The 22,729-nt window shown below is 61.7% G+C and carries 18 protein-coding genes and 1 pseudogene; 8 read left to right on the top strand and 11 right to left on the bottom strand.

Features of this window, described 5'->3' with window-relative positions; translation table 11 throughout:
- Positions 1 to 5 precede the first annotated feature (5 nt).
- Complete coding sequence (locus AC0L2K_RS15255) at positions 6 to 254, top strand: hypothetical protein (protein WP_473531705.1); 249 nt, start codon at positions 6 to 8, stop codon at positions 252 to 254.
- 68 nt (positions 255 to 322) lie between these two features.
- Here the strand turns inward: AC0L2K_RS15255 and AC0L2K_RS15250 are convergent.
- From AC0L2K_RS15250 to AC0L2K_RS15240, 3 genes and pseudogenes are all read right to left on the bottom strand, one after another.
- Positions 323 to 965 (bottom strand): annotated as a pseudogene (locus AC0L2K_RS15250) (LysE family translocator).
- A 23-nt stretch (positions 966 to 988) separates the two neighbouring features.
- On the bottom strand, positions 989 to 1,909 hold the full coding sequence (locus AC0L2K_RS15245; RefSeq protein WP_023797806.1) for a dihydrodipicolinate synthase family protein: 921 nt from the start codon (positions 1,907 to 1,909) through the stop codon (positions 989 to 991).
- A 12-nt stretch (positions 1,910 to 1,921) separates the two neighbouring features.
- Entirely contained in the window at positions 1,922 to 2,548 is a 627-nt protein-coding gene (locus AC0L2K_RS15240; RefSeq protein ID WP_023797805.1) for a LysE family translocator, read from the bottom strand.
- Positions 2,549 to 2,718: 170 nt separating this feature from the next.
- Between AC0L2K_RS15240 and pdxR the strand changes: the two genes are divergently transcribed.
- Positions 2,719 to 4,209 carry a MocR-like pyridoxine biosynthesis transcription factor PdxR gene (gene pdxR, locus AC0L2K_RS15235; protein WP_473531704.1) on the top strand — a complete coding sequence of 497 codons (1,491 nt, stop codon included), beginning with the start codon at positions 2,719 to 2,721 and terminating at the stop codon, positions 4,207 to 4,209.
- 178 nt (positions 4,210 to 4,387) lie between these two features.
- Here the strand turns inward: pdxR and AC0L2K_RS15230 are convergent, their stop codons facing one another.
- The 3 genes from AC0L2K_RS15230 to AC0L2K_RS15220 form a co-directional block, all read right to left on the bottom strand.
- Entirely contained in the window at positions 4,388 to 4,723 is a 336-nt protein-coding gene (locus AC0L2K_RS15230) for a hypothetical protein (RefSeq protein ID WP_236473713.1), read from the bottom strand.
- 104 nt (positions 4,724 to 4,827) lie between these two features.
- On the bottom strand, positions 4,828 to 6,000 hold the full coding sequence (locus AC0L2K_RS15225; RefSeq protein ID WP_287180479.1) for an acetate/propionate family kinase: 1,173 nt from the start codon (positions 5,998 to 6,000) through the stop codon (positions 4,828 to 4,830).
- Entirely contained in the window at positions 6,000 to 8,411 is a 2,412-nt protein-coding gene (locus AC0L2K_RS15220) for a phosphoketolase family protein (RefSeq protein ID WP_473531703.1), read from the bottom strand. The genes AC0L2K_RS15225 and AC0L2K_RS15220 overlap by 1 nt, the downstream gene beginning before the upstream one ends.
- A 260-nt stretch (positions 8,412 to 8,671) precedes the next feature.
- Between AC0L2K_RS15220 and AC0L2K_RS15215 the strand changes: the two genes are divergently transcribed.
- Both AC0L2K_RS15215 and AC0L2K_RS15210 read left to right on the top strand, forming a co-directional pair.
- Positions 8,672 to 10,666, top strand: a complete 1,995-nt coding sequence (locus AC0L2K_RS15215) for a protein-L-isoaspartate(D-aspartate) O-methyltransferase (protein WP_473531702.1) — start codon at positions 8,672 to 8,674, stop codon at positions 10,664 to 10,666.
- A 226-nt stretch (positions 10,667 to 10,892) separates the two neighbouring features.
- Entirely contained in the window at positions 10,893 to 11,099 is a 207-nt protein-coding gene (locus tag AC0L2K_RS15210; protein WP_029350518.1) for a hypothetical protein, read from the top strand.
- Positions 11,100 to 11,120: 21 nt separating this feature from the next.
- Here the strand turns inward: AC0L2K_RS15210 and AC0L2K_RS15205 are convergent, their stop codons facing one another.
- The 4 genes from AC0L2K_RS15205 to AC0L2K_RS15190 all read right to left on the bottom strand — a co-directional run bounded on the left by AC0L2K_RS15205 (position 11,121) and on the right by AC0L2K_RS15190 (position 17,171).
- Positions 11,121 to 11,711: a DUF1772 domain-containing protein gene (locus AC0L2K_RS15205; RefSeq protein WP_287062108.1), complete on the bottom strand. Its 591-nt coding sequence runs from the start codon at positions 11,709 to 11,711 to the stop codon at positions 11,121 to 11,123.
- A 548-nt stretch (positions 11,712 to 12,259) separates the two neighbouring features.
- Positions 12,260 to 13,882: a SpoVR family protein gene (locus tag AC0L2K_RS15200; RefSeq protein ID WP_473531701.1), complete on the bottom strand. Its 1,623-nt coding sequence runs from the start codon at positions 13,880 to 13,882 to the stop codon at positions 12,260 to 12,262.
- A 9-nt stretch (positions 13,883 to 13,891) separates the two neighbouring features.
- Positions 13,892 to 15,202, bottom strand: coding sequence for a YeaH/YhbH family protein (locus AC0L2K_RS15195; protein ID WP_473531700.1), 1,311 nt, complete (start codon positions 15,200 to 15,202; stop codon positions 13,892 to 13,894).
- A gap of 19 nt (positions 15,203 to 15,221) precedes the next feature.
- Entirely contained in the window at positions 15,222 to 17,171 is a 1,950-nt protein-coding gene (locus AC0L2K_RS15190) for a PrkA family serine protein kinase (protein WP_023797794.1), read from the bottom strand.
- A 450-nt stretch (positions 17,172 to 17,621) separates the two neighbouring features.
- On the opposite strand from AC0L2K_RS15190, the gene AC0L2K_RS15185 reads away from it, so the two are divergent.
- A complete protein-coding gene (locus AC0L2K_RS15185; protein ID WP_023797793.1) occupies positions 17,622 to 17,801 on the top strand; it encodes a hypothetical protein in 180 nt (59 codons plus the stop codon).
- Positions 17,802 to 17,836: 35 nt separating this feature from the next.
- Here the strand turns inward: AC0L2K_RS15185 and AC0L2K_RS15180 are convergent, their stop codons facing one another.
- Complete coding sequence (locus AC0L2K_RS15180; RefSeq protein WP_473531699.1) at positions 17,837 to 18,274, bottom strand: DUF2267 domain-containing protein; 438 nt, start codon at positions 18,272 to 18,274, stop codon at positions 17,837 to 17,839.
- 177 nt (positions 18,275 to 18,451) lie between these two features.
- Here AC0L2K_RS15180 and AC0L2K_RS15175 point away from each other — a divergent pair, with 177 nt between their 5' ends.
- The 3 genes from AC0L2K_RS15175 to ctaD all read left to right on the top strand — a co-directional run bounded on the left by AC0L2K_RS15175 (position 18,452) and on the right by ctaD (position 22,722).
- Positions 18,452 to 18,922, top strand: a complete 471-nt coding sequence (locus AC0L2K_RS15175; protein WP_473531698.1) for a nucleoside deaminase — start codon at positions 18,452 to 18,454, stop codon at positions 18,920 to 18,922.
- Between the two features lie 297 nt (positions 18,923 to 19,219).
- On the top strand, positions 19,220 to 20,209 hold the full coding sequence (gene coxB / locus AC0L2K_RS15170) for a cytochrome c oxidase subunit II (RefSeq protein WP_473531697.1): 990 nt from the start codon (positions 19,220 to 19,222) through the stop codon (positions 20,207 to 20,209).
- Positions 20,206 to 22,722 (top strand): cytochrome c oxidase subunit I, encoded by a 2,517-nt coding sequence (ctaD, locus tag AC0L2K_RS15165; RefSeq protein WP_473531696.1) that lies wholly within the window; start codon positions 20,206 to 20,208, stop codon positions 22,720 to 22,722. The genes coxB and ctaD overlap by 4 nt, the downstream gene beginning before the upstream one ends.
- The last annotated feature ends 7 nt before the right edge of the window (positions 22,723 to 22,729 follow it).

Below are 22,729 nucleotides of genomic sequence, written 5' to 3'. Positions count from 1 at the left end.
CGACAATGATGATGGACGCCGAAATGGCTCACACGCAAACCCGCGTCGATCGTCACCGTCTGCTTGGACTTATGCTGAAAACCACAGCAACCGCAATCGCGGCGCTCAAGACCTGGCAACAGACCGTCTCAAGACGTCGGGCAATTGCTGGTTTGACCCCCGAGCGGTTGCGGGACATCGGTCATGCCGAGGCACCCGCGCCTGCGCTTGAGGTCAAGGCAGGTCTGGTCACGAACCTGATGTCGATGAGGTAAGTGAATTCGGCCGTCATCGCAGGTACACGGCCAGCGGCCGTCATGCATTTTTGCTCCTTCTCACAAGCTCAAGCAACTGGGCGCCTTGCCAGCAGCAGCCCGCATCCAAGCATGATCATGGCACCGCCCGAGCCTTCACGAAGACGGCGAACGAGATTCCCACGCGACGCCGCGCCATCGCGAAGTCTTCCGGCTGCAAACGCCACGACAATATCGGCGAGCGTGTTGAGGGCAACTGAGATGGCGCCGAGGATCAGGAACTGCAGAACGACGTGATCCGACGATGTATCGACAAACTGGGGAATGAAGGGCGAGGAAGAATGCGGCCGTCTTCGGGTTCATCACTTCGACAAGAACGCCATCCCTGAAGGCCCGCATCGTGCCGACGGGCAGCTCCGAATGACCCAGCGACTTGTAGTCGAGCCTGGCATGGCGAATGGTTCGGTATCCCATCCAGACCAGATAGAGCGCGCCGACCACCTTGAGCGCCGTGAACAATTCGGCGCTTGCCAGCACGATCGCCGAGACGCCAAGGCTGCCGGCCACGACATGAAACAGCCCGCCGAGACCATTGCCAAGGCTCGAAGCGATTCCTTCCGAGCGACCGCCGGAAAGGGTTCGGGCGGCGACATAAAAAATCCCCGGACCCGGAGTAATCGCCAGCAGGAATGCCGTGAACAGGTAGACGGTGAAGGCGTTGGATTCCAGCATGGAAATGTCCTGATTAAGACTGTCTATCGAGCTTGCATACAACCAGCGGAGAAAACCGCATCGAGATGGTCGAGAGCGGCGGCGACGCGCTGCCGTGCCTGGTCCTTCAGCGGGAGGACAGGGCGTGGCGGATCGACGTCGCACAGGTTCAGAAGCCTGGCGACGACATACATCACCCTAAAACTGCCGAATTCCTTGAACAGCGCCCAAAGCGGTCCGAATGCGGCGTCGAGTCGCTCGACGGTCGCAGCGTCCCCGGCTTGCGCCGCTCGCGTCAGGGCCAGGGCCTGTGACGGCAGAAGTCCTGCGACGACGGAATACCAGGCGTCGCTCCCGGCGAGCAGCGCAGGCGCGCCGCCCCAGTCGCCGCTGTAGCCGATCCTGAATGCCGACCCGGTCGCAGACCGGAGGGAGGCAAGTTCGGACGTGAAGTCACCACCGGACGGCAAAGGCATCTTCACGGCTTCGATGTTCGCCACCTTCGACAAGCGGGAAATGAGGTCCAGGCTGAAGGTGAACCTGGTCGTGCCGGGATTGTTGTAGATGCAAAGCGGGAGTTGCCCCGCATCGGCGACTGTGGCGAAGTGTTCGAAGACCTCGTCGTCGACGAGCGGCGTATAGGAAACCGGAGCGAGGAGCAGGCCATCGGCGCCCGCAGCCTTCGCGTCACGGGCAAGGTCCACGGCATCGCTGGTCCGGATCGCTCCGACGCCGACAATAACCGGGATTTTGCCGCCGACCGTGTCCATTGCCGTTTCGATCGCCCGTCGACGCTCTTGTCGCGTGAGGAAAGCATAGGCGCCGGTACTGCCGAGCAGTCCGATGGAGTCCGCTCTCGCCTCCTCGATGTTCCTCAGAAGGCGCGCGAGGGCGACGGGGTCGAGCCTGCCGGAAGCGTCCGCCGGGGTGATCGGGAATGCTGAAAGGGCTTGGAAGAGTGACATGAAGGAACCTTTTCAGATGCGGGTCAGGAGAAGCTTTAGCCCGGCAAATCCGAAGAATACCGCCAGCGTGCCTTCGATCCAGCGCCGCGCCCGCCGATACAGGGCGACCATGGGAGCGGTCGAAAAGACGATCGCGTAGCCGCAGAAGATGGTGACGCTCAGCACCGCGCAGCCCGCTAGGATCACGAGAACCGTATGCGACGACGACCCGGGCCCGAGTCCCAGCGTCATCAGCGCGATCCATGCCAGGATCGATTTCGGATTGGTGAGATGCATCAGCAGTCCGCGCTTGTAGAGAGTGGCCGCCGTCGCCTTTCGTTCGTTGGTCGGGCGAAGCTGATCCTTGCCTGAAGAAAGCGCAGCCTTGCCCGCTTTGAAGGCGAGATAGAGAAGATACAGGCCTCCAACCAGCTGCAGGACCACGAGTGCCTGCGCGTATCGGCTGAGGATCGCCGAGACGCCTGTCGCCGCCATCAGGCCCCAAAAGATCGAGCCACTGACCACGCCGGACGCGATTGCCAGCGCGGCCCCGCGGCCGTCGTTCATGGCGACGGCCATGATACGCATATTGCTCGGCCCGGGACTGCCGGCAGCGATGACGTAGGCGGTAAAGACGATGATGAATTGGTCGGCCAGCATTTTACTTCCCAGGAGGTGCAATCTGGCGGCATCAATACAAGCACAACTGGCCCTGACCTAGAACCAGTTTTGAATAAAAAGCGCTGGTCCAGTTGGCCTCATGCCTTTGCCTGGCTGATTTTCCCGGTAATGTCTGGATCAACGAAACGTCTTCATTTGGGTAATCGCGAATGGCCCAGTCCAGCAAGCAGAATTCGTCGTCGGGAAGTTCGTCGTCGGGATTGGGCGCGCGCGGGATCTATGAGAACCTGCGGGAACAGATCGTGGCGGAGGTCTACGGCCGCGGAGACGTGCTTCCGTCGGCTCGTGCACTGGCGGTCGAGCTTGGCGTCTCGCGAACGACTGTGACGTCCGCTTACGAACAGCTCGCCGCCGAGGGGTTCGTGGTCATTCGACATGGCGCGCGGCCACGGGTGGCCATCAAGGTCGCGCACAGCGAGCCGGGAGACCTCGTTGATACAGCCGCAGAGCCACACAGCCTCTCCGCTTTCGCAGAAAGGCTTCGATCCCGAGCCATCCCGATGCGGGTTGCGTCGGAGAAGCTCGTCGCCGACTTCCGCTACGGCGACATGTCGGCCTCTGACTTCCCGACCCTTGCCTGGCGAAAGGCCATGAACGATGCTGCGCTGGGACGGCCGCTCAAGCTGTCCTATGGCGACCCCTGTGGCTTGATCCGCCTGCGTGCCGCCCTGCAGGGCTATCTATGGCGAGCGCGCAGCATCCGGTGCGAGGTGAGCGAGATCGTCGTCGTCAACGGTTCTCAGCAGGGACTGGATCTCTGCGCCCGCCTGCTTCTCGATGAGGGCGACGGCTTCGCCATCGAAGAGCCCTGCTACCCGATGGCACGGAGCGTCTTCGAGATGACAGGAGCCATCGCCGCCCCGGTGGAGGTCGACGCCGAAGGCATCAGGGCGGACTTGCTGGCGGATGTTGACGCGCGGCTGGCTTACGTCACGCCTTCACATCAGTTTCCCCTCGGAAGCGTAATGTCGATGGGTCGACGCCAGCAACTGCTAGGATGGGCGAAAGAGAAGAGGGCCTACATCGTCGAGGACGACTACGACAGCGAATATCGTTTCGACATGAACCCGATACCGCCGCTTCGCGCGCTGGGAGGCGCGTCGAACGTCATCTATATCGGTACGGTCTCGAAGACACTGTCGCCGTTGCTGCGGATCGGCTACGTCGTCGTTCCGCGTGAGTTGCAGGAGGTTTTTGCCCATGCCAAGCGGCTGACGGACAGGCATGCCCCCAGCCTCGAACAGGAGGCGCTTGCGACCCTGATGGAATCCGGCGTCTACGAAAGCCACGTGCGCAAGGCCCGGCGTCAAAATGCCCGCCGACGTGCAGCGCTCCTGGACGCTCTGCAGGCGGAATTCCGCGATCTCGTCCGGGTCGAAGGCGCAGAGGCCGGTCTGCACGTCGTCGTCTGGTTTCACGACACGCCGCCCTCCATGGCGGCATCGTTCATCGATAAAGCCGCCGCGCTCGGAGTTGGCATCTATTCGATATCGCCGCATTACTTCGACCAGACATTGGGTCGCAGCTGCCTCGGCCTGGTGATGGGATTCGCAAGTCTGACCGAGGGCCAGATCCACAGAGGACTAAAGCTCCTTCGACGTGCTTACGAGGAGGCAACAGGCTGCGGCGATGTATCGTAGGTGCTCTACGGCCTGCTGAGGGAACAGGCGCGCGCGACGCGAAGGCAGCCTCGGCACCGCGCGGGTGGTGATCTGCCGCTAGAGCGCTTTGCGTTTTGGTGGACCAAAACCGCGCTCTAACTCCTTGGTTTACGCATTTTGTTGGACGCCAGACCAAGATTTTTGGCTGCAAAATGCTCTAGAACCACCGCCGTTCAGGCTCGGAGCTCTTTGCAATCACAATTCCCAAAAGAACGCCGAGCACGCCGCCAAGCATCATCGCCGTAGAGATCGTGCCTGGGTTCTGCTGGACGGTTTCGGTCACGGTGTGTGCCTGGCTACGCAATTGCCGGGCTGCGCGCGAGGCCCGTTCGGCGGCGCTCTCGTACCAGCCCTGTGCCTCCTCGGCACGGTCGGAAAGGGTCCGATTTATTTTGGCGATTTCGCGACGAAGCTCGGCGATCTGTTTCTTCATCGCTTCCTGCGCGTCGTTTGCCGCCTTTGAGGTGCCTGCCATATTGGTGGTCTCAGCCATTGGATTTGTCCCTTTGGTAATCATCCCCCATGGTCATCAGATAGGGGAAACGGTCGCGGACGCGCAGGGTTCCTTGCCCCGGAAACGCGCCGCTGACTGCGTTATCAAGCATCCCCTCGCACCCGCGCGTGGCGGGCAATGATGCTCTCCTCGTCGGTCGCGACGACGCGTATTTCGACCTTGCTGTCAGGTCGGCTTATGATCCCGGCATGGGCGGCATTGGATGGCTCGTCGATCGCCACGCCAAGCCAATCAAGCCTTTCGCATATTGCCTTGCGGACCGGCGCCGAGCGCTCGCCGATGCCGGCGGTGAACACCAGGCATTCGAGGCCGCCCAGCGTGTTGGCGAGCGCGGCAGCTTCCCGTGCCGCCCTGAAGGCAAAAAGCTCTACAGCTTCGCGGGCGTGGGGGTCGTCGCTCGCTTCCAGCGTGCGCATGTCGCCCGAGATGCCGGATATTCCAAGCAGCCCGGATTGCTCATAGAGCATATGCTGCAGAGCCTCTCCGGCGATGCCTCGTTCCAGGACGAGGTACAAAAGCACGCCCGGATCGATGGCGCCGCAACGCGTGCCCATGACCAGCCCGTCGAGCGCGGAAAAGCCCATCGTCGTGTCGAAGCTTCTCCCGTCGCGCATGGCGCACAGGCTCGCCCCGTTGCCGAGATGGGCGACGATCGTCCGCTTCGCTGCAAGCGCCGGCGATATCGCCTTGAGCCGCCCGGCGATGTACTCGTAGGAAAGACCATGAAACCCGTAGCGGCGGATTCCGTCCGCATCGTATTTGCGCGGCAGCGCGAAGCGGCTGACGATCGGATCGATCGCCTGATGGAAGGCGGTGTCGAAGCAGCCGACCTGCGGCAGATCCGGCCGCAGCGCCGCAAGTGTGCGGATCGGCGCGAGACTGCGGGGCTGGTGCAGCGGCGCAAGCGGTGTCAGCCTGTCCAGGGCCTCGATCACGACCGGCGTCAGGCGGACGGGTTCGACGAACTCGCGCCCGCCATGCACGATGCGGTGACCGGCGCAGACCAGTTTCCTGCCGCCAAGTTCGCTCTCGATCCAGCGGAGCAAATCGCCGATGCCCGTATCGCGTGCGTCTCCGGCAAGCCGCCGATCACATTGCGCTGTTCCGTCGGCCGCTTTCGCGCTGAGCCTCGGCGCATCGCCCAGATCCAGCGTGCCACGCGAGACAAGTTGCAGTTCGGCGGACGGCTCAAGATCGTATAGTCCGAACTTGATGCTGGAGGAGCCGGCGTTCAGTGCAAGAATTGCCTGTCGCATCAATCGCCAGCCTTCGTCGCGCTGTTCTCGGGCCAGTTCCACTCCTGGATCTCGGGCATGTCTTCGCCATGCTCGCGGACGTAAGCCTTGTGTTCGGCAAGCTTCCCGTGAAGTTCGGCGGCAAGGTCTTTCGCCCGTTCGGCGAGCCCAGGCACGCCTTCGACCGCCGCGAGCGCCAGGTGGTAGCGGTCGAGCTCATTGAGCACGACCATGTCGAACGGCGTCGTCGTGGTGCCTTCCTCGCGAAAGCCGTGCACGTGCATGTTGTCATGGTTGGCGCGCCGGTAGGTCAGGCGGTGGATGAGATAGGGATAGCCGTGATAGGCGAAGATGACCGGCCTGGCCTTCGTGAACAGCGCGTCGAAATCCTCGTCCGCCAGGCCATGCGGATGCTCTGAATTCGACTGCAGCGTCATCAGGTCGACCACGTTGACGACGCGTACCTTCAGGTCCGGAAGCGCCGAACGCAGAATGTCGGCGGCCGCGAGCGTCTCCAGTGTCGGCACGTCGCCGGCGCAGGCCATGACCACGTCCGGATCCTCGCCCTTGGCAACCGTCCCGGCCCACTCCCAGATCCCCGCCCCCGCCCTGCAATGCACTTCCGCGGCTTCAACAGACAGAAATTGCGGCGCCGGCTGCTTGCCGGCGGTGATGACGTTGATGCGGTTATAGGTTCTCAGGCAATGGTCGGTGATCCACAGCAGCGTGTTGGCATCCGGCGGGAAATAGAGCCTGACCGTGTCGGCCTTCTTGTTGGCGACGAAATCGGCAAAGCCCGGATCCTGGTGGCTGAAGCCGTTGTGATCCTGCCGCCAGACATGCGAGGTCAGCAGGTAGTTGAGGGAAGCGATCGGCTCGCGCCAGGCAAGTTCGCGGGATGTCTTCAGCCATTTCGCATGCTGGTTGACCATGGAATCGACGATGTGGATGAACGCCTCGTAACAGGAGAACAGGCCATGGCGGCCGGTCAGCAGATAGCCCTCCAGCCATCCCTGGCAGAGATGCTCGCTGAGCACTTCCATGACGCGGCCGTCCCGGGAGAGTTTTACGTCATAGGGCTCCATCCGCTGCATCCAGACCCGGTCGGTAACCTCGAATACCTCGTCAAGCCGGTTGGAGGATGTCTCGTCCGGCCCCATCAGCCGGAAATTCCCGGCCTGCGCATTCAGGCTCATGACGTCGCGAAGATAGCCCCCGAGAACCCGCGTCGCCTCGGCCTTGGCGCCACCCGGACGCGGCACATCGAGCGCCAGGTTTTTCCAATCGGGAAGCACGAGGTCGCGCTTCAGCAGTCCGCCGTTGGCATAGGGGGTTGCGCCCATGCGCTTGGATCCGGTTGGCGCAAGCGCCGCCAGCTCTGGAAGAAGATGCCCGCTGTCGTCGAACAGCTTTTCCGGTTCGTAGCTCCGCATCCAGTCTTCGAGGATCTTGCGGTGTCCCGCATTGCTGCGGGCGTTCGACACCGGCACTTGATGCGAGCGCCAGAAATCCTCGACCTTCTCGCCATCGACCTCCTTCGGGCCGGTCCACCCCTTCGGGCTGCGCAGCACGATCATCGGCCACAGCGGACGCTCTCCTTGCCAGAACGGCGTACGCGCGCGCTCCTGGATCGAGCGGATTCTGTCGAGCACAGTGTCCAGCTTGGTGGCCATCAACCGATGCATGGGAACCGGCTCGTGACCTTCGACGAAAAAAGGTTCGTAGCCATAGCCGGCGAACAGGGCTCGCAATTCCACGTCATCCATGCGCGCAAGGATCGTCGGGTTGGCGATCTTGTAGCCGTTGAGATGCAGGATCGGCAGGACAGCGCCGTCGGATGCCGGGTTGAGGAACTTGTTGGAGTGCCATGCCGCCGCGAGCGGACCGGTTTCCGCTTCGCCGTCGCCGACGACGCAGGCCACCACCAGGTCGGGATTGTCGAAGGCCGCGCCGAAAGCATGGACCAGCGCATATCCCAGTTCTCCGCCTTCATGGATCGAGCCGGGCGTTTCCGGAGCAGCGTGGCTCGGCACTCCTCCGGGGAACGAGAATTGCCGAAAAAGTTTCCTCAGGCCGTCTTCGCCTTGGCCGATTTCGGGATAGATTTCGCTGTAGCTGCCCTCGAGCCAGGTGTTTGCGACCATCGCCGGGCCGCCATGACCTGGGCCGCAGATAAACAGAACGTCGAGACCGCGTTGACGGATGACGCGGTTCAGGTGGACGTAGATGAAGTTGAGGCCAGGCGTCGTGCCCCAATGGCCAAGCAGCCGCGGCTTGACGTGTTCGGCTTTCAGCGGCTCGCGCAGCAGCGGATTGTCCATCAGATAGATCTGGCCAACCGAAATGTAGTTCGCGGCCCGCCAATAACGGTCCATGAGATCGACCTGATAAAGGCCCGTTGTGGTCGCAGCTTTCTGAGCCTCGTCGTTCATCGAAAATTCTCCAGAATGCGTTCGCCCGTCGATATCTGGAGTGACATCGCTCTGGAGAAAGGATTTTCACGGAAATAAGTTCGGCTGGAGCCGCCATTTGCGCCCGCCAATCGCTCTTTTGCAGGAACCTGAAAGCTCGCCAACGGTTAAGGAGACTAGCCGCCCGACATGAGTTGCCGAGGCCGAGCGCATACTCGATGAGCCGTCGGGCACGATTAGGGGACAATCGGGGGCTGTCTGCTCGCAAGAGGAGCAAAAAAATGCTCGATCTTTCCCACGCACGCAACCGAATGGTCGAAGTCCATCTCAGCCGCCGTGGCATCCATGACCGCGAAGTGCTGGAAGCGATGCGCGAGGTTCCGCGCGAGGCTTTCGTCGCTCCCGGCTTTGAAGAATTCGCCTACGAGGACGGGCCGTTGCCGATCGCCGAGGGTCAGACGATATCGCAGCCCTACATCGTCGCCTTGATGATCGAGATGGCGGAAATCGGAACGGGCGACCATGTCCTCGAGGTTGGCACCGGTTCGGGCTACGCGGCTGCCGTGATGAGCCGGATCGTCGAACGCGTCTACACGATCGAGCGCCACGCCGGGTTGGCCGAAACGGCGAGACAGCGGTTCCAAGAGCTTGGCTACGACAATATCGAAGTCCGCACCGGCGATGGCACCAAAGGCTGGCCCGACGCAGCGCCCTTCGACGCCATTCTGGTCGCCGCCGGCGGACCCGGTGCGCCGCTCGCGCTTCAGGAACAGCTCGACGTCGGCGGCAGGCTCGTCATCCCGGTGGGCGACGATCCACATGATCAGCGCCTTCTCAAGGTCACCCGAACCGGCGCTGCAACTTACAGCGAGGAGGATTTCGGCGGCGTGCGGTTTGTCCCGCTCATTGGCGAGCAGGGCTGGCCCGAGAACGGCAACCGTATCGCGAATGATCGCCCGTCCGGACGCGCACGCACGCGCAGCCTGCCGGAGATGATCGCGGCGGCGGCCGAACCGCTGCCGGATTTCGACGATCCGGCGTTCGGCGAATCGTTCGATCGGTTTGGCGACCGGCGCGTCGTCCTGCTCGGTGAAGCGAGCCACGGCACGTCGGAGTTCTACCGGGCCCGCGCCGCGATCACCCGCAGGCTCATCGAGAAGCACGGCTTCACCATTGTCGCTGTCGAGGCCGACTGGCCTGATGCAGCGGCGATCGACCGCTACGTCCGCCATCGGCCGCCACGCGCCAACGCCGATCCGCCGTTCCAGCGGTTTCCCACCTGGATGTGGCGCAACACCGACGTTGCGGCGTTCGTCGACTGGATGCGACATCACAACGAGCGCATCAGGCTATCGTCCCGGCTAGCCGGGTTCTATGGCCTCGACATCTACAATATGACCGGATCGATCGCCGCGGTTCTGCAATATCTCGACCGGGTCGATCCGCAGGCAGCAAAGATCGCGCGTGAACGCTATGGCTGCCTGACGCCTTGGCAACATGAACCATCCACCTACGGCCGTGTCGCGCTCACCTCCGGCTACGAGAAATGCGAGCAGGCCGTGCTCGAACAATGCCGCGAACTGCTTGCCAGGCAACTCGACTATGCCCAGCAGGACGGCGTCGATTTCATGGATGCCACCCAGAATGCCCGGCTGATCGCTTCCGCGGAACGCTACTACCGGATCATGTACTATGGCGGCGCGCAGTCCTGGAATTTACGCGATACCCATATGTTCGAGACGCTCGAGCATCTGCTGGAAGCTCGCGGCTCCAACGCCAAGGCAGTCGTGTGGGCGCATAATTCCCATATCGGCGATGCCCGCTACACCGAAATGGGGATTGTCAGGGACGAAGTGAACATCGGCCAGTTCTGCCGCCAGCGCTTCGGCGACGAGGCAGCCTTGATCGGGCTCAGCACGCATTCCGGGACAGTCGCCGCGGCCTCCGACTGGGACAGCGAGATGGAGATCAAGCGGGTGCGGCCTTCCCATAGCGATAGCTACGAGCGGCTTTGCCATGATAGCGGCGTCTCGCGTTTCCTGCTCGACATCAAGCGCGACGATACGTTGCGCGAGCGGCTTCTGGAGCGTCGGCTGGAGCGCTTCATCGGCGTGATCTATCGGCCGGAAACCGAACTGCGCAGCCATTACGCGAATGCCTCTCTTGCCCAGCAGTTTGACGCGTTCGTCTGGTTTGACGAAACCGTCGCGGTGACGTCGCTTGGGCCGGAGCATGTCGGAACCGGCGTTCCCGACACCTATCCGTTCGGGCTCTAATGCATGTCGCGCAAAAGCATGCCCTCGGGCCTGACCCGAGGTCGTGCAGCGGTTTTGCGATAACGACATGCATAAAACAACAATCTAAAGCGCGTCGCGTGGGGCCGGCCAAATGCGACGCGCTTTAGCCGCCTCGCGGACAAGGCCCCATCAAGGTGAGTTTCGGCGGAACATTCATCGCGCCCTGCTGTTTCTAGAACAGGACCCTTTTCGAAGGAGTTGTGCCATGAGCGGAACCAAACATCCAAAGTGGAAAAAGCCGAGCGATGCCGATCTGAGGAACAATCCCGGCATCGGCACCTCCAAGGGCACGATCAAGGAAGGCGACGAACTCTTGCTCGAAGGCGAAAACACCATCGAGGGCGATGTCGAGAACGACACGAACGCCCTTGGCGGGATCAATCCAAGGCAAAAGATGCGGACGAACAAGTAGCGTCGCTGCGCATCCCACGCGCTATTCACTCCCAGCATAAAATGTCGCGGCGACAGCAATCGAGATCAGGCTCAGCATCGCCAGGCCTGCCCTGGCGACGTGCGAGGCTTCCCAAACATCGCGCAAGTCTTTCCAGTCGCCGCTTTGCTTCCGGCGGAGCATTGAAAAAAACGTCGCGGCTGGTTTCGACACTGCGACGTCCTGCACCCAGAAATTGTTGACGGGATGTGTTACCAGCCAATAGGTCGCATGTTCCGCCACCAGAAAGACAAGGGCCGCCAAAGTCCACCAGAATCGACCGCCTGGATAGGGCGTGAGGTAAAGCAGGATGGCGAGTGCAATGATGCCGCCGATCTCGGCAAACCCGCCGATCGTGAAGCCGGGATAGTAGATCTCCTGCACAGATTTGTAGGTGGCCTCCTTGAGGCGCAACTTGCCGGGCAACTCCAACGCGTGTGCGAGCGACAGCGCCATTGCGATTGCGACCAGAAGAAGGGTGACAATCATGAACGCGCGCATGCTGTTCCTCCCTGAACCGTCTTGGCAATACGCGGCGTACATAGCGTGCTCGCCGACACGGTAAAGGCGACGAAGGTGGAGCCGCCGCTCCATTATTCAACGCCGCCGGCATTGAGCCCCACCGCCAAGCCATGGAACCATCGTTCGGCGCGATGGTTGTCACCCTGGATGATCTTCCTCCGAGGAAACGGAAGGAGACACTTGCCGCTGTGAACGACCCACGTCTAGGCCGGGGTCGACAGCGAGAACGAGCTATTGATTGGCGCCGGAGCTGTTGAGTGGAAACACATTGGCGCCGAGGAGATGTGAAGCAAGCTTCGGGGAGTCTCCGATGACCGATCCTGATCCAGACCCGAACAATCCCGTGCCGATACCGGATAATCCCAATCCTGAGCCGGCCCGGCCGCCTGCTCCGCCGGAGACTCCGCCTGGTGAGCCTCCGGGCGTTCCTCCGCCTTCGCCTGATCCCGTTCCCAGCCCCGAAAGGCAGCCCGTCGAAATTCCTCCCGATATACCACCGGAGATCCCCACGGAACCGACCTTCCCGGGTCCGACGGCCAGGGCATTGGACCCGGAGCATTGGACCCAGGAGTAAAAACCCGGCGGTAGAACGACGCCGTCGCCGGCCATTCCCGTTTTGGTCATTCCCCGATTTGGCTGGTCGAACGTTCGTTGAGCGTCGCGCCGGTTTGCGCATCGATCGCCGCCAGGCTGACCTCATAGCCCCACAGGGTCCGGATATGGCGCAGCGTCGCGTCGCGACCGGCCTCCTCCAGCATGACGCCGTTCTTCACCTTGTGCTCCAGTCGCAACTGCCGGTCGCCGAGCAGATCGACATCCACAACCTGGATATCCGGCCGGCTCGCGCCGATGTCGTAGCTCTGGGCGAGCCCGGCGCGTATCTTTTCGTAGCCACGCTCATTGTGTATCGACGCGACTTCGTAATGCGGCTCGCTGGCGGCGTCGGCGAGGACAAAGAACCGCCATTTCCGCATCAGGGCGGGGCTCAGATACTGGCGGATGAAAGATTCGTCGCGATGGTTCGCCCACGCGTCGAGCAGGGTTTCGCGCCAATTGCCGTTGCCGGCGATATCGGGGAACCAGTCACGATCCTCGGCGGTCGGCTCGGTCGCTATGCGCTGGATGTCCTGCATCATGTCGAGGCCCAACGCATAAGGATTGATACCGGAAAACCGCGGGTCGTCGAAGCCTGGCTGAAAGATCACGTTCGAATGGTTGCGCAGGATTTCCAGCATCGCGCCTTCGCTGATCAGGCCACGATCGAACAGCATGTTCATCAGCGTGTAGTGCACGAAGGTGGCGCAGCCTTCGTTCATCACCTGTGTTTGCCGCTGCGGATAAAAGTATTGCGCGACGACGCGGACGATCCTGACGATTTCACGCTGCCAGGGCTCCAGGACCAAGCTGTTTTTTTCCAGGAAGTAAAGCAGGTTCTCCTCGGGCAGCTTGAGCGTTTTCTTTCGCTCCGCGATGTTGGAATCCTTTGCCCCAACATTGTCTCCGCCCTTCGAAGGCGGCAGCGTGCGCCACAGATCGTTGTAAGAGCGCTCTTCGTACTCCAGGCGCTCACGAACGCCTACACGCTGCCGCTCCGACGACAGCTTCGGCGGCCGGCGATATCTGAAGACCCCCTGTTCCATCAGCGCGTGGGCCGCATCGAGGATCGCCTCCACCGCGGCAACGCCGTGCCGCTCCTCGCAACGGGCAATGTAACCCTTGGCAAAGTCCAGATAGCTCAGGATCGCGCTGGCGTCCGTCCATTGCCGGAACAGATGATTGTTCTTGAAAAAATGATTATGGCCAAGCGCTGCATGAGCTGTCACCAGGGCCTGCAGGGCCATTGTGTTTTCCTCCATCAGGTAGACGATGCAAGGATTGGAATTGATCACCAGCTCATAGGCGAGCCCCCGCCCGCCTTTGCGATAGAGCAATTCCTGGTAGAGGAAATGCTTGCCGAAGGACCAGTGGCGATACATCAGCGGCATGCCGACCGAGGAATAGGCGTCGAGCATCTGCTGGGACGAGATGATCTCCATCTGCACCGGATAGATGTCGAGGTGAAGCTCTTCGATCGCGATCGCCTCGATCGCGTCGTAGGCGCGCGACAGTGTCTTGAAATCCCAGTCGGACCCCGAAAAGAGCAAACCTGATCTGCTGGTTTGGCCTGGTTTGCTGGTTGGGCCTGATTTGCTGGTTTGGCCCGACTTGCTGGTCTGGCCCGACGTGCTGGTCTGGTTCGCCATCGGCTCCCCTCAAGCGCTTTTCTGCAGGACCGGCTGCCTGGCAAAGAGCTGGCGAAAGACCGGATAGATGTCGGCTGCGTTGGCGATACGGCTCATCTGGAAATTCGGCCATCGCTGGTTGACAACGCTGTAGGCGCGCCAGAGCGAGGTCCCATTGTCGGTGGTGCCGAAAATATGGCTCTCACGTTCGTCGATGATCTCGACATAGGCGAAATACTGGCACAGGTGCATGACCTGGCCGTCCATCAGGCCGATGCAGCGCTCGGAATCGGTGACGAAATTGTCGCCGTCCGACGCCTGGGCGGCATAGATGTTCCACTCGTTGCTGGGATAGCGTTGCGCGATGATGCGGTGCATTTCCTCGAGTGCCGTGGAAACAACCGTGCCGCCGCTTTGCGTATTGTAGAAGAAGGTTTCCTCGTCCACCTCCTGCGCCTCGTGCGTATGGCGGATGAAGACGATTTCGGTGCGGTCGTAGCGCCGTTTCAGGAACAGGTGCAGCAGCACGAAGAAGCGCTTGGCCAGATCCTTCTCGCGTTCGCCCATCGAGCCGGATACGTCCATGAGACAGAACATGACCGCATTGGCATTCGGCACGGGCTGGGCGTCGAAACGGTTGAAGCGGATGTCGACGGGATCGACATAGGCGATCCGCTTGCGGCGGCGCTCAAGTCGCTCAAGCTCCTCCCGCAACGCTGCAATGCGCTGGCGTGCCGGCGCCGCGCTCTGCGGCTCGGCCTCCAGGATTGCGAGTTGCTCCGCAATCGCATCGAGTTCCTCCTGCTTGGGGCGCCTTAGCGCAATCCGGCGACCATGGCTGTTTCGCATCGTGCGCCCGACATTGATGTTGGTCGGCGAACCGGTCGCGGCGAACCCGGCGCGGCGCGGTTTGAAGGATAGTATCTCCTTGAGGTTGAGCTTGACCATGTCGGGAAGTTCGAGATCCTCGAAAAAGAGGTCGAGCACCTCCTCGCGCGAGAGCACGAAACGAAAATCGTCCTCCGAGACCGTTTTGCCGGGAGACGAGCCGCCGCCGCCCTGGCCGGGCTTGGGAACCCGGTCGCCAGGGGCGAAATGCTTGTTGCCCGGCAGGATGTGCTGTCGCCTGCCGCTGTCCTTGGCATCGCTGAAGCTCGGCTCTGCTGTGCCCCTCGCCGGCATCGAGACGGTGTGCTCGCTGTCGACATCGGCGATCTTGCCGGTACGGATCCGATCCCGGATGCTTCGCTTCAGCTCTTCGCGCGCACGCTTCAGGAAGCGCTGGCGGTTGCCGAGGCTCTTGTCCTTTGGGTTCAGTCGGCGATCGACAAAGATCGGCATGGAACCATCCCGGCCGGACTCAGCCCGCCTTGTTCACCCGCATGTACCAGTCCACCAGCCGGCGGACCTGGCGTTCGGTGTAACCGCGTCCGACCATCCGATGCACGAACTCGGTATGCCGCTTCTCCGTTACGCTGTCCTGCTTGGAGCCGAAGCTGATCACCGGGAGCAGATCCTCGACCTGGCCGAACATCCGCTTCTCGATGACTTCGCGCAGCTTTTCATAGCTCGTCCACGACGGGTTGCGGCCATGGTTCCTCGCCCTTGCGCGCAACGTGAACTTCACGACCTCGTTGCGGAAGTCCTTGGGGTTGGCAATGCCGGCCGGCTTTTCGACTTGCGACAGTTCGTTGTCCAGCACCTCGCGATTGAGGATCTGGCCGGTATCGGGGTCTTTGTAGTCCTGGTCCTCGATCCAGGCATCGGCATAGGCGATGTAGCGGTCGAACAGGTTTTGGCCGTATTCGCTGTAGGACTCCAGATAGGCCTTCTGAATTTCATGGCCGATGAACTCGGCATAGCGCGTGGCCAGTTCCGACTTTATGAAGTCGAGATAGGCAGCTTCCGTTTCCTTGGGGAACTGCTCGCGCTTGATCGCCTCCTCCAGAATGTACATCAGGTGCACCGGATCGGCGGCCACTTCCTTGGTGTCGTAGTTGAAGGTCTGCGACAGGATCTTGAAGGCAAAGCGCGTGCTGACGCCGGTCATGCCTTCATCGACCCCGGCGGCATCGCGGTATTCCTGAACCGACTTCGCCTTGGGATCTATGTCCTTGAGGTTCTCGCCGTCATAAACGCGCATCTTGGTGTAGAGCGGCGAATTGTCATGCTCGGCCAGACGGGTCGAGACGGTGAACCGGCTGAGAATGTCGAGAACCTCCGGTGCACAGGAACTGGAGGCCAATTCGCTTTCGCGCAGCAGCTTTTCGTAGATCTGCCTTTCTTCGGTGACCCGCAGGCAATACGGCACCTTGACCACCAGGATACGGTCGAGGAATGCCTCGTTGTTCTTGTTGTTCTTGAACTGCAGCCATTCCGATTCGTTGGAGTGGGCTACGACGATGCCCTGATACGGGAAAGATCCGAAGTTTTCCGTACCGTTGTAGCTGCCTTCCTGGGTAGCGGTCAGCAACGGATGCAGGACCTTGATCGGCGCTTTGAACATCTCGACGAACTCGAGCAGCCCCTGCGTGGTCCGGTTCAGGCCGCCGCTGTAGGAATAGGCGTCCGGATCGGATTGGCTGAAATGCTCGAGCTGTCTTATGTCGACCTTGCCGACCAGGGCCGAAACGTCCTGGTTGTTCTCATCGCCTGGCTCGGTCTTGGAGATGCCGATCTGGCGTAGCCGCGAAGGCATCAGCTTGACGACGCTGAACTTGGAGATGTCGCCGGACAGTTCGTCGAGGCGCTTGGCCGCCCATGGCGAAATAAGACCGTTCAGCCGGCGCCGCGCGATGCCGTATTTGTCCTCCAAAAGGTCGCCCATGCGGTCAGGATTGAAAAGCCCGAGCGGCGATTCGAAAACCGGACTGATCTGGCCGCCGACCTTCAGCGTATAGATCGGACGCTCCTCCATCAGCTTCTTCAGCCGTTCGGCGAGCGAGGACTTGCCGCCGCCGACAGGGCCAAGCAGATAGAGAATCTGCTTGCGCTCCTCGAGCCCCTGAGAGGCATAGCGGAAATAGCCGGCTATGCGCTCGATCGTGTCCTCCATGCCATAGAACTCGGCGAAGGTGGGATAGACCTTGATTGTCCTGTTCGAGAAAATGCGGCCGAGCCGCTCATCCATGCTGGTGTCGATCAGGGTGGGCTCGCCGATCGCCTCGACCATCCGCTCGGGCGCCGAAGCATACATCGATTTATCCTCGCGGCAGGCAAGGAGATATTGCTGGATGCTTATCTCCTCCTGCGCCGCATTGGTGTAAATCTCCGAAAACAGATCGAAGACGTCGGAGTGGTTCTCGCGCATGGTATTCCTCGCCCCGGCCGGTCTGGTTGCTGTCGCCTCTTCACTCAACTGTCGGAAAGCCTTTGTGGTTCCCTATTACACGTAGTGCGTCCGCGACCGGATGTTAGGGGTCCAGACAGATATCGTGAACGCCTGGAAGTCAGCCAGCGAATGGCTCGCACAATGGAACGTTTCCGAGGGAAGTCCATTCTTCCACCAGCGCTTGCCGAGCGCAACAGCCCGCTGGGTACAAGTTGCCTTTCTGAGGGAATAAACCGCCCAGCAGTTGCCCGCGTTCAGCAGTTGCCCGCGTTCAGCAGTTGCCCGCGTCAGCAGTTGCCCGCGTTCAGCAGTTGAATGGCGAATCACTGGCCATTCGGCGAAGAGAGTTGCACTGCGGTGTCCAACCCTGCACCGGGAGCAACGGTTTCGCTCGTGCTCGGTAACGAAACGAGGGAAAGGAGATGTTCCATGTTCGAGAACAGTATGTGGTTGATCGTCGTTGCTGGCGGCCCGCTACTGCTGGCAATCGTGCTGGCCTACGCACTCCTTACGTGGCGACGCCGTGGGCCTGCAGAGCGCAGAGAAAGCGATCGGGCCACCGAGCGACTGTATCGCGAGGAAAACGATCGCCCGGGCGGAGGCAGTTGAGAACCGCATCGGCAGGCCCGACTTTGGTCTTGCTGCTAGACTCCAACACTTTCGGGCCAAAGCGCCCGGATCTGCTTCGGCAACGCGTCCCGCACCTTGGCCGACTGGCCGAGGTCGACATGCCTGGCGAGTACCTTGAACACGGATCTCGTCGCATCCTCGGGATTCACCGGTCGAGTGGATTTCATCTCCTCGGCCATCCGCTGCAAAAAATCCTCCAACGAACGGCTGCTCGTCGGCAGATCACGCGGCCGATACCGATCATAGTAGGCTCCGCGCACAAGAAGCGGCAGTTCAGCCCCCAAATTGGCAGCCAGTTCGATCTGCAGCCAATCCCGCAAGGTGCGTAGAACGGCTCCCAGCATATGCCAGGCCACGCGCCTGTCGGGCCCGTGATCGGCCATGATCTCGTCCAGCCAGATGTTTGTCGTCTGCAGGGTTTTGTCAAAAACTTCCAAGCCGGTTGCGCTCATCGTCGCCTCCTCTGGGCAATCCAACACCCGCCCAAATCACCCGCCCAAAATACCCGCCCAAAATACCCGCCATGACGCGCAAACGGCGATCGAGCGCAATTGTTTCGTCACTCGTTGAAAATTGTCCAAGAGCTCTTTACGCGTACAGTTACGAACGGGCACCCCTAGGAGGCGGCCATGAAGAGCGATACCGAATATCTACGTCTCGCCGTGGAGATCGCCACCGAGAGCCGGGCGAGTGGCAATCATCCTTTTGGGGCGCTCCTGGTCGGGCCGGAAGGCGACGTGCTGCTTTCGTCGGGCAACACCTACGCCCAGGATCGCGGCGTTGGCCACGCAGAGGCAAACGTGGCCCGCGCGGCCGCGCAGCAATACGACCCGACCTTTCTCGAGCGATGCACTCTGGTGACCTCGGTCGAGCCGTGCTGCATGTGCGCCGGGGCCTGTTACTGGGCTGGCATCGGCACCGTGGTCTACGGACTCAGCGAAAGGCGGCTGGCCGAGCTGACCGGAGACAATTCGGAGAATCTGACCCTCGATCTGAGTTGTCATCAGGTGTTCGCCGCCGGACGGCGCCATGTAGCAATCCGTGGCCCATTCCCTGAACTCGAAGAAGAGATCGTAACCGACCACAAGGATTTCTGGTGACAGAACCAAAAAGGACTGCTGTGAAGAATCCGTAGCCTCTGCGGCGCCACGAGCTCCGGCCACTTCCGGCCCAAAGGTTTGACACGCGAGGCCCGCGTCTTGTTGCAGAAAGCCATCGACGCGTTCATCGCAAATCCCGGAGCGCATCTCAAGACTCGCGCGCAAACCGCCGACACGCAAAACCGCCGACTGGAACCTACATTCGGACTCGACCGACACGTTCATTCCACCAGTTGGAAAGCTCAATTGCCCGGAACCTTCCTCCCCTCTCGCCGGTTTACCGCGGAGGGGTTGCAAATGGGTCGATATTTCAGCCTGTCAGCTGCGTCATTGTTGCTCGCGAGCGGCTCTGCCGGCGCCCAGTCGAGCACTCAGTCGGCACTTGAGCCCGCGGGAGCGGAAGCGCAGCAGATAGAAATGCTGTTTTGGGTTTTGCTAAGCGGCGGCGCCGTCATCTGGCTGGGCGTGGTCGGCCTGCTTCTTCATGCAGCCCTGGTCAATCGCCGCAGGCTGGCCGAAAAATCTGCCAGCAGCATCATCCTTTGGGGCGGCGTAGTCTTCCCCTCGGTCACGCTTTGTGCGCTGCTCGCCTATGCGCTGTGGCTGATGCCTGGCCTTCGGCCCTTCGCCCAGGCGAGCCCCGCCGCCCTGCGGATCGAAGTCACCGGCAGGCAGTTCTGGTGGGAAGTTGTCTATCACCCTCCTCAGGGACCGCCGGTCACTTCCGCCAACGAGATCAGGCTGCCGGTCGGCGAGCGGGTCGAATTGACCCTGAAAAGCGCCGATGTGATCCATTCCTTCTGGCTCCCACCGCTCGGCGGCAAGATGGACATGATCCCCGGCCGCACCAACAGGCTTTCGATCATGGCCACCAAAGCTGGTATATTCCGCGGCCCGTGCGCGGAATATTGCGGCACGTCTCACGCGCTGATGGCGTTCTCGGCCGTCGCGATGGCGCCCGAAGCCTTCCGGTCCTGGCTTGCCGCCCAGGCAATTCCCGCGGAAGGGGCCGGCGCGAGCGGCGGCGCGCTGTTCCTGCGCCATGGCTGCGGGTCCTGCCATTTCGTCGCGGGCACCGATGCGCGCGGCCTGATCGGCCCGGATCTTTCGCATATCGGTTCCCGCGCCACCGTCGCAGCCGGAATCCTGCCCAACACCGAAGACGCCGTCACCCGGTTCATCGCCCGGCCCGACCTGATCAAGCCTGGCTCCGGGATGCCGGCCTTCGACATGTTGCCGCCGGACGATATTCGCGCCATAGCCGCCTGGCTGAGGGGCCTGCGATGAGCGCTGCGGTCAAGGAGCGTTCGCCGGAAGAATACAAGGCGCAGGAACAGCGGCTGCGCGCTGTGTGGGCCAATCCGACCGGTTGGCGCTACTGGACCTCGGTGAACAATTACCAGATCGGCCTCTGGTACGGCTCTGCGGCCTTCGCCTTCATGCTGTTTGCCGGCGTGCTCGCGCTCTTGATGCGGATGCAGCTCGCTGTGCCAGACAACGATTTTCTCTCGGCCGACTTCTTCAACCAGGCTTTCACCCTGCACGGCACGGTGATGATGTTCCTGTTCGCGGTACCGATCTTCGAGGCGGTCGCGATCTTCCTTCTGCCGCCGATGCTGGGCGCCCGCGAAATGCCGTTTCCACGCCTCGGAGCGTTCAGTTTCTGGAGCTTTTTGCTCGGCGGCATCTTCGTCTGCGGCTCGATCTTCTTCAATGCGGCGCCGTCGGCAGGCTGGTTCATGTATCCGCCGCTCGCCACCGACAAGGAGTTCTCCGGCATTGGCGCCGACATCTGGCTGCTCGGTCTTTCCTTCATCGAAGTCGCCTCGATCGCGGCTGCCGTCGAGCTCATCGTCGGCATCATGAAATGCCGCGCGCCGGGCATGCGCATCAACCTGATGCCGCTCTTCGCCTGGTACCTGCTGATCGTCGCCGGAATGATCCTGTTCGCCTTCCCGCCGCTGATCGCCGGCGATCTCCTGTTCGAGATGGAACGGATGTTCGATTGGCCGTTCTTCGATGCGGCGCGCGGCGGCGACCCGCTCCTGTGGCAGCATCTGTTCTGGATATTCGGCCATCCAGAGGTCTACATCATCTTCCTGCCGGCCATCGCGCTGATGGCCATGATCGTGCCGACTTTTTCGCAGCGTCCGATCGTTGGTTATTCCTGGATCGTGCTCGCGGCAGTCGGGACGGGGTTCCTCTCCTTCGGCCTGTGGGTCCACCATATGTTTGTGACAGGCCTGCCGCAGATCTCGCTGGCCTTCTTCTCGGCGGCCTCCGAGGCGGTGGCGATACCGACCGGCGTGCAGATCTTCGTCTTCATCGCCACCATGCTGGCCGGCCGGGTGATCTTCTCGACCCCGATGCTGTTCGGCACCGGAGGGCTTGCCATCTTCGTCATCGGCGGACTGACAGGCGTCATGGTGGCGCTCGCACCCTTCGACTGGCAGGCCCACGACACGTATTTTGTCGTTGCGCATCTCCATTATGTGCTGATCGGCGGCATGCTTTTCCCGGTCGTGGCCGGGCTCTATTACTATTACCCGCTGATCGACGCGAAGAAGCTCTCAGACCGGTTGGGGCGGCTCGCCTTCTGGCTGATGTTCTGCGGCTTCAACATCGCCTTTTTCCCCATGCATCTGAGCGGCTTGCGCGGCATGCCCCGCCGCGTCTTCACCTATCCAGCCGAAATCGGCTGGAACTGGCTGAACCTGATCTCGACGGCCGGAGCCTTCATTTTCGCCGCGGGCGTGCTGGTGGTCGTCTTCGACGTGCTCAGGCCAAAGCACCGGCAGCCGCGCGGCGAATTCAACCCGTGGAATGCCGGCACGCTGGAATGGATTTCCGAGCCGGAGGAGAACTGGGGCGTCCGCTCGATACCCATCGTGCGCAGCCGCTACCCCTTGTGGGACCAGAAGGACCTTGCCCGCAAAGTCAATGAAGGCCGCTATTATCTGCCCGACGCGGAAGAGGGATGGCGCGAGGGACTGGTCACCACCGTGCTCGACGCCGAACCCGTCCAGGTGCTGCGCGTCGGCGGCACCTCCCATGTCACCATCGTCTCGGCTCTTTCGCTCGGAGGCGCCTTCATCGCGCTTACCTTCCACTGGTGGATCGCGACGGCGCTGGCCGCAATCATCTGCTTTTGCGCAGTCATCTACTGGCTCTGGACGGGCACTGGCGAAATCCCCGAGAAGCCGGAAAAGGATGTCGGCCTGGGCCTCAGGCTGCCGCTTTATGCCTCCGGCTCCGATTCGGTCGGCTGGTGGGCGATGTTCATCACCATGGTGGGCGATGGCACCGCGTTCGCCAGCCTCGTCTTCGGCTATTTCTTCTACTGGACGATCCATGCCAACTTCACCGCGGGGATTGCCGGGCCCGATGCGGTCTGGTCGCTGGTGGCTGCCAGCCTGTTCGCTGCGGCGTGGGGCCTGATGGTGGCGGCACGCACGGTCAACAGGCGCGGCGCTACGGCCACTATGCGCGGCTTGCTGGTGCTGTCCCTGCTAACGACCGTTGCCGCGTCCGCCACAGGCCTGGCCGCGCCATTGTCTCCAGGCATGGACCCGACGCGCCACGTCTATCCCGCAATCGTCTGGATCCTGGTGATCTGGGTGCTCGCCCATGCAGCGCTCGGCACAGTCATGCAGGCCTATTGCCTGGCCCGCTCGCTGGCCGGCCGACTGACGCCGAAGCATGACCTGGATCTAGGCAATGTGGTGCTCTACTGGCATTTCCTGCTGATTGCCGCCGTCACCACCTTCGCCATCATCGGCCTCTTTCCGGCGGCGATGTGAGGCGCCG

It is taken from the genome of Mesorhizobium sp. WSM4817, assembly GCF_055811135.1.
Note: the sequence above shows the minus strand (reverse complement) of the source record. Positions and strands in the feature narration are given on the sequence as shown.

Excerpts from the sequence above, each read along its gene's own strand:
- AC0L2K_RS15180 (WP_473531699.1), bottom strand. The coding sequence starts at position 18,274 with ATGAGCGCAACCGGCTTGGAAGTTTTTGACAAAACCCTGCAGACGACA.
- AC0L2K_RS15210 (WP_029350518.1), top strand. The coding sequence starts at position 10,893 with ATGAGCGGAACCAAACATCCAAAGTGGAAAAAGCCGAGCGATGCCGAT.
- AC0L2K_RS15255 (WP_473531705.1), top strand. The coding sequence starts at position 6 with ATGATGATGGACGCCGAAATGGCTCACACGCAAACCCGCGTCGATCGT.
- AC0L2K_RS15240 (WP_023797805.1), bottom strand. The coding sequence starts at position 2,548 with ATGCTGGCCGACCAATTCATCATCGTCTTTACCGCCTACGTCATCGCT.
- ctaD (WP_473531696.1), top strand. The coding sequence starts at position 20,206 with ATGAGCGCTGCGGTCAAGGAGCGTTCGCCGGAAGAATACAAGGCGCAG.
- AC0L2K_RS15225 (WP_287180479.1), bottom strand. The coding sequence starts at position 6,000 with ATGCGACAGGCAATTCTTGCACTGAACGCCGGCTCCTCCAGCATCAAG.
- AC0L2K_RS15215 (WP_473531702.1), top strand. The coding sequence starts at position 8,672 with ATGCTCGATCTTTCCCACGCACGCAACCGAATGGTCGAAGTCCATCTC.
- AC0L2K_RS15190 (WP_023797794.1), bottom strand. The coding sequence starts at position 17,171 with ATGCGCGAGAACCACTCCGACGTCTTCGATCTGTTTTCGGAGATTTAC.
- AC0L2K_RS15245 (WP_023797806.1), bottom strand. The coding sequence starts at position 1,909 with ATGTCACTCTTCCAAGCCCTTTCAGCATTCCCGATCACCCCGGCGGAC.
- AC0L2K_RS15195 (WP_473531700.1), bottom strand. The coding sequence starts at position 15,202 with ATGCCGATCTTTGTCGATCGCCGACTGAACCCAAAGGACAAGAGCCTC.
- AC0L2K_RS15220 (WP_473531703.1), bottom strand. The coding sequence starts at position 8,411 with ATGAACGACGAGGCTCAGAAAGCTGCGACCACAACGGGCCTTTATCAG.
- AC0L2K_RS15185 (WP_023797793.1), top strand. The coding sequence starts at position 17,622 with ATGTTCGAGAACAGTATGTGGTTGATCGTCGTTGCTGGCGGCCCGCTA.
- AC0L2K_RS15230 (WP_236473713.1), bottom strand. The coding sequence starts at position 4,723 with ATGGCTGAGACCACCAATATGGCAGGCACCTCAAAGGCGGCAAACGAC.
- coxB (WP_473531697.1), top strand. The coding sequence starts at position 19,220 with ATGGGTCGATATTTCAGCCTGTCAGCTGCGTCATTGTTGCTCGCGAGC.
- AC0L2K_RS15175 (WP_473531698.1), top strand. The coding sequence starts at position 18,452 with ATGAAGAGCGATACCGAATATCTACGTCTCGCCGTGGAGATCGCCACC.
- pdxR (WP_473531704.1), top strand. The coding sequence starts at position 2,719 with ATGGCCCAGTCCAGCAAGCAGAATTCGTCGTCGGGAAGTTCGTCGTCG.
- AC0L2K_RS15205 (WP_287062108.1), bottom strand. The coding sequence starts at position 11,711 with ATGGAGCGGCGGCTCCACCTTCGTCGCCTTTACCGTGTCGGCGAGCAC.
- AC0L2K_RS15200 (WP_473531701.1), bottom strand. The coding sequence starts at position 13,882 with ATGGCGAACCAGACCAGCACGTCGGGCCAGACCAGCAAGTCGGGCCAA.